The 5,277-nt window shown below is 55.7% G+C and carries 6 protein-coding genes; all 6 read right to left on the bottom strand.

Going from position 1 to position 5,277, the window contains the following annotated elements; all coding sequences use genetic code 11:
* Window positions 1-181 precede the first annotated feature (181 nt).
* Window positions 182-2,488, bottom strand: a complete 2,307-nt coding sequence (locus ACOJWD_RS06710; protein WP_486992454.1) for a helicase domain-containing protein — start codon at window positions 2,486-2,488, stop codon at window positions 182-184.
* A 333-nt stretch (window positions 2,489-2,821) separates the two neighbouring features.
* Window positions 2,822-3,001: a hypothetical protein gene (locus tag ACOJWD_RS06715; RefSeq protein WP_486992455.1), complete on the bottom strand. Its 180-nt coding sequence runs from the start codon at window positions 2,999-3,001 to the stop codon at window positions 2,822-2,824.
* A gap of 96 nt (window positions 3,002-3,097) precedes the next feature.
* Window positions 3,098-3,637, bottom strand: a complete 540-nt coding sequence (locus ACOJWD_RS06720) for an RNA polymerase sigma factor (RefSeq protein ID WP_486992456.1) — start codon at window positions 3,635-3,637, stop codon at window positions 3,098-3,100.
* A 220-nt stretch (window positions 3,638-3,857) separates the two neighbouring features.
* Window positions 3,858-4,232, bottom strand: coding sequence for a DUF4406 domain-containing protein (locus ACOJWD_RS06725; protein WP_486992457.1), 375 nt, complete (start codon window positions 4,230-4,232; stop codon window positions 3,858-3,860).
* Window positions 4,205-4,450, bottom strand: coding sequence for a helix-turn-helix domain-containing protein (locus ACOJWD_RS06730; RefSeq protein WP_486992458.1), 246 nt, complete (start codon window positions 4,448-4,450; stop codon window positions 4,205-4,207). The genes ACOJWD_RS06725 and ACOJWD_RS06730 overlap by 28 nt, the downstream gene beginning before the upstream one ends.
* Window positions 4,451-4,472: 22 nt before the next feature.
* Window positions 4,473-5,277, bottom strand: an 805-nt coding sequence (locus ACOJWD_RS06735; RefSeq protein ID WP_486992459.1) for a phospholipase D-like domain-containing protein, incomplete at its 5' end; no start/stop codon positions are given.

Below are 5,277 nucleotides of genomic sequence, written 5' to 3' on the forward strand. Positions count from 1 at the left end.
CCGCTTTTCCGTTCCGTTTGCACGACCCGCCCTCGCACGAATACCCGGAATTACCACCAAAGTCATAATAATGGGTTGAAAAAACATCACGCGCCGATCCCCGGCCCTATTGGTCGTCGCACAAACGAGCGTTTGTGCGACACCTCTCATGAGACATTCGCGTCATTACCATCATATCCCGTTAGGAATTTGAGGTCATAACCTCTTCTAAAACAGCAAACCATGACGAAGGATGGTGTTCAGGGGGCAGACCGACCTTCAACGCCTCCAATCGACTGGCTCGTTCGTCCTCGGCCTGTGTTCGCAGCTCCCGCTGTTGCCGTGCGGACCGTACTCGTGGTTGACCGTAGCGGTTGGTGCCGATGAACTCCCGCTGAGCGTCAGCCAGCGCATTCTGGTACTGCTGCTCGATGCGTGCTTTGGCAATGGCGTCGCGCTGGTCCCGATCCAAATCGGTTAATAAAAAGCACGTCACCATCCGTCGGCTGCGTGTGATGGCGGTATACAGCTTACGCGCTCCCATAGAGGTGCTGGGGTAATCGGAAATATCTCCACCATAGACACCGACGGCGTCGAATTCCAATCCGGAGACTGCCGGCAGCGTTGTGAGAATGGTCCCCCCTGAGTACGCCTTGTGGCCCGTAAACACTTCGACCTGTACCAGGTATCGCCGGACCGTTTCAAGTTTATCTGGTGGAACGATAATCGCGATGTTATGGATGCCTTGTTTGCCCCACTCGGTAACTTGCTCTTTCAGTTGGGCGAGCAATGTTTTTTCGTCTGGACGTCGGATGACGTGTAGCGTGCCGGCGTCGAGATGATAACGAAGCCACTGCGCTTGGCGGATGTCGCCATTGACGCATGCGCGTAATCGTTCGGCCGCTTTAAATAAGTGTTCCGGAATGCGGAACGACTGCGTTAATGAGACCGTCGGTAATTGCTCGTCGGTCATGTCCAACTGGCGCGCTAATTGAGACAGATCGGGGTCCTCTGATTGCCACCCTTGCATCGTATCACCACTGAAGATCCAGTACGTATCGGGCACGAGCGATTGCAATGCCTGAATCCACGGAAGAGGCATGTTCTGTACTTCATCGATGATCACCCATTGGGGTGCGGTCGCGGGACTGCGGCTGAACTCTGCCGCGAGCCACAGCAATGCTGGCACATCATCGCCCGTGGGCGGCCCACTTAAATATTCTTGATTCGTAATAGATGCTCCCCATTGGCGCCATGTCGTTTCATAGAGAACGCGCCAATCTAACGCATGATCGTTATTGACTTTTTGTACCATGCTAGTGAAATCCATATGACGTAGTAAAGGAATTTGCTGGATATCGGGCAAAGCGTCAATTTGTGCATACACTGTTTGAAGAACGTCCTCTCCTTGCGAACGATCCCATCGTTCTAGCTGAGAGAGGACCACTTGCGATTGCGGGGATAGCGTCTTTACAGTTCCGCGCACCATCTCCAAAATGCTGCTATTGAGTAATGCAAGTTCGTCGTACTTGCGCTGTAGACGTTCTTCAAATACGGTGCGTGCTGTTGCCCGCCACTTCGTCGAGTCCGCTGTCACTTTGATTGATTGCCACGTCGTATCCCGCGAGTCCCTAACGACTCCTTCCGGAATCCCGTTGGGCCCCACGAGTTCTGGCCACAATTCGTGGAGGAGAGTGGCCATCGTCAGCACACGGGCACGAGTGTCGGGGAGATCGAGGCGTGGCAACACGGGCGCGATGCTCGCTCCAAGGGCGGGTGTCGGGACCAGGTACCACCCGGGTAGACGGCGAAATTGAACCGCGACATGATGTGCAGCCACGACGGTTTTCCCACTGCCGGCACATCCCGTCAACACCAGCCCGCGTCGGCCCTGAGGTACTGTGTTCACCAATTGGCTTTGTTCCGGACTTAATACATCGGCCAAGACATCCAATACGGATTGCGCTGGAGCACCAAGTTTGCTTCGCACGCGATCTTCCCAAATCAGGCCATGGCGCGGAGCTACGCTGGTAACGGTGTGGTCTGCCCCGAGTGCGATGTCTTCCACCGTGGCCTCCAAGATTGCGATCGGAGCGAGTTCGTGGCGGTATGGGCCATCCGGGTCTATACGAATCATCGTCAAATGGGGATCCCGGACTAAATCAGCTAATCCCGTCAAGTGACTGATATTCAAATCCTCCTTTTCGCCGATCGCTGAGATATTTTGCAAGTAAGCATAGTTATGCACGTGGAAAGAGACGCTCTCTTCTCCCTCGCTCGTCCGAATACGCGCCCGGATGCGCGCAAAGCACGGGTCTTGACGATCCAGCATGGTTTGTAACTGATCGATGTGTTTTTTCATCGTGTCGAGGCGTTGGCTATTCGCGACATCGTGCGTCCGAGTGGCGTGAAGTTTACGGATTTCCTCGGCGAGATGATCTAATTGGTGTTGACTCCAGTCCCACCAACGAGTCTGCCATTCCTGTTCATCATGTATAACCTCTGTCATATTATGGGCCTCCTTGACGGCGATTTGCCCTTGAGTAAGGCATTCTGTTACCGAACGGACTACTTTTCCCCTGCGGCGGTCCTCTAATAAAATGTTCCAAAGTACCGTAGTCACTGTCTAGTCATAGAGCATCCTCGCGCAAGATATGGGGGTTCAGCTTGATACCTCGAGATCAATAACCACGAGATACGGAGGGCCTGTCGCGGCCCTCCGTATCACACAACATTACCGATCGCCATCATGGAAGGGTCTTTCACGACATAAAGGCCCAATAAGTTTAATGCGCATGTAGTGTCCTCCTTCGTTTTGCGTATCTAGCCTGCTCCCGGCATATCACCCCACGGGATAAAGTCTGTGGGCTTTATCCGCCGTGGCGGCGAGAGTGGGAATTAACCATTGTTCGACTTCTGCGCGTTGCTCCGGCGTCAATTGTGCTGCTAAGCGCTCTTCCTCCGCGGTTGGCGGACGGAGAAGCCAATTAGCAAAACGTGCGTCCTCTGCGGAACTACTCATTGCGATCCACCTCCTTTATCGCCGTATTATCCTCTCTACCATCTTTTCTCTCTCGCCATCACCTGGAGCGGTCGGGGGGGGCGGCCGCTCGAGGTTTTACTGTGACAGTTTAGTCAAAATTGCTTTGATCTTCGTTGCGACGGTAGTATGGCTACTGCCCCACTGTTCGGCAATCGCACGATAACTCATGTGGTCTACATAGTGAAGCATTAAAAGACGCTGTTCATCTGGCGTCAGTTGAGCCAGGCGACTCCATGCATCGCTTCGGGAGTGCACCTGTGCCGCCAAGGGTGCAGTGGCAAGCGTTTGATGTTGGGGAGTCGAATGGTTGCGCTGGCGAAGTTGAGCCGCTGCGTGCCACTTGACTTGACGCTGAACCCAGAAAAATAAACTACCTTTTTTCACGTCAAAGTGCTTTATTGCCCGCAAGGCAGCATCAAGTGCATCCAATGCGATATCTTCGGCTTCTCCATCAAGGGAGTTAAAGCGTTTGTGGACATACCCCATAGCAATAGGGAGAAAATGCTCCACAAATTCTTGTTGAGCCGCTTCATCGTCTTGCAGGAGTTTGTCTACAAGTATTGAATAGTTGACTTTATAGTAATGAGAATCGTCATGGCCAGAGAGATTAACCAAATCTGGATGCCTCCTTAAGATATTGTCCCCCCTAATTAAATATAGAATTTTTTGTAAAGATTACTAGGAGCCGAGACAGACTCAGTAGCGGGCCGGACTCCCCGTGAGTCGGTAGCACCGACTCCAGCAGACTCCACTCCGCAAAAGCCCCGCACTGATGACACGACGTACCATAAGAAAACCAAAGCGTAAGACCTGACAGTCCGCATGAGGCGGGCTATCAGAGTAACCGATTTTCGGAGGGGAATTCGAAAGGTACCTTGGCGTCGGGACAGGTGCCCCCAAAATGCTCCGCCCCCGAAGGGGTCCCGGCATCGAACGCCCAAATTTCCAAATCGTGCCGGCGAGCCCACCACACTTCAATGCGAGCGCCTCGCGACTGCTCCCAGTTCGGCAAAAGGAGCACCCCGTCCGCCGTCTTGAGTGCCGCCAAATCGATCTGCATGGCCCCTTTCCACGTGATGCCCAAAGGACAGAGCTCCGCGGGGTTGAGCGCCGTATGCCCGGCGGCCCGGATAAGGGCCGCCGCCTGCGCAAACGCGGACCGGTTGAGATCCGGCAACCCGGTCATCGGACCACTGATGTACCATCGCATGACCCGTCTCCTTCCTCCCCCGCGGGGCGTCGCGTGGCCTGGATTTCGAGCATCGCTTGGAGCGCCGGCTGGGACACCCGATAGTGCTTGCCCACCTGTACCGCGGCCAATGTGCCGTCAGCAATCAAATATTGGACCTTCCGAATACTACAGCGTAAGAGCGTGGCCACCTCCCGGGTGGTATAGAGCACCGGAGGCGGCGTCGATGATGGCGTCATAGGGTCTCTCTCCTTGTTATGATCATGGAATGGGCTGGGCGTGGGCCCATAACGCATTAAACCAGGCTAAGGCCTGCGTCTGAATGTCGCCATTGGCCGTCACCAGCCCCACTTCGCGATTCTGCGCGAGACTCGGTGCTGACCAATTTTGTGAGCCCACGAACGTATCGTAAGCGGTGATAATCAATTTGGCATGGACATAGGGTGGCGCCAACGTCCGGAGCTGGACCCCCGCGGCCCGCAACTGCTGCGCCGCTTGTCTCCCTTCGGCCGATGCTAAGGCTTGCGGCGGGACCAAGACCCGCGCCTGAGGCCCATGCTGGGCCAAGGCCGTATACAACGCGGGCACGTCGCCGAGTTCTTCCGTGACTACCGCCACCGGGCCGGTCCCGGCCAACAACGCCCGCAGCGCCGGTGCGGCGCCGGGCGAGAGGATCAGCGCCTGCCGCGGCACCGATCCGGCCGTATGGCCGGACCAATCGGCCTGAAACACCTCGCTCAGTGCTGTGGTGAGAGCCGGCGCCGTAGTCTCGAGATCATCTTCGGCATTCTCTCCCGCGAAGGCGCTATAGGTCCCGTTGGCGCTCCCGACAATGGCGAGAGTATGCGGGGTGCCCGGGTTGATGACCAGATATTTGGCATGGTCCGTGGCATAGGGTTGATCGAACCGGCCAGAGGCCCAATGGATCTGCACCCGGGTCCCGGCGAAGAGCTGCCGTTCCTTCTCCACCGCCTGAGGATCGTGATACGGATTAGCGGCTAAGAGGACCTGTACCAGCATGCCGTGCTGGGCTAAATGTATCAGGGTGCGGACATAAGCCGGGTCC

The sequence above is a fragment of the Sulfobacillus sp. TH-112 genome (genome assembly GCF_057473405.1).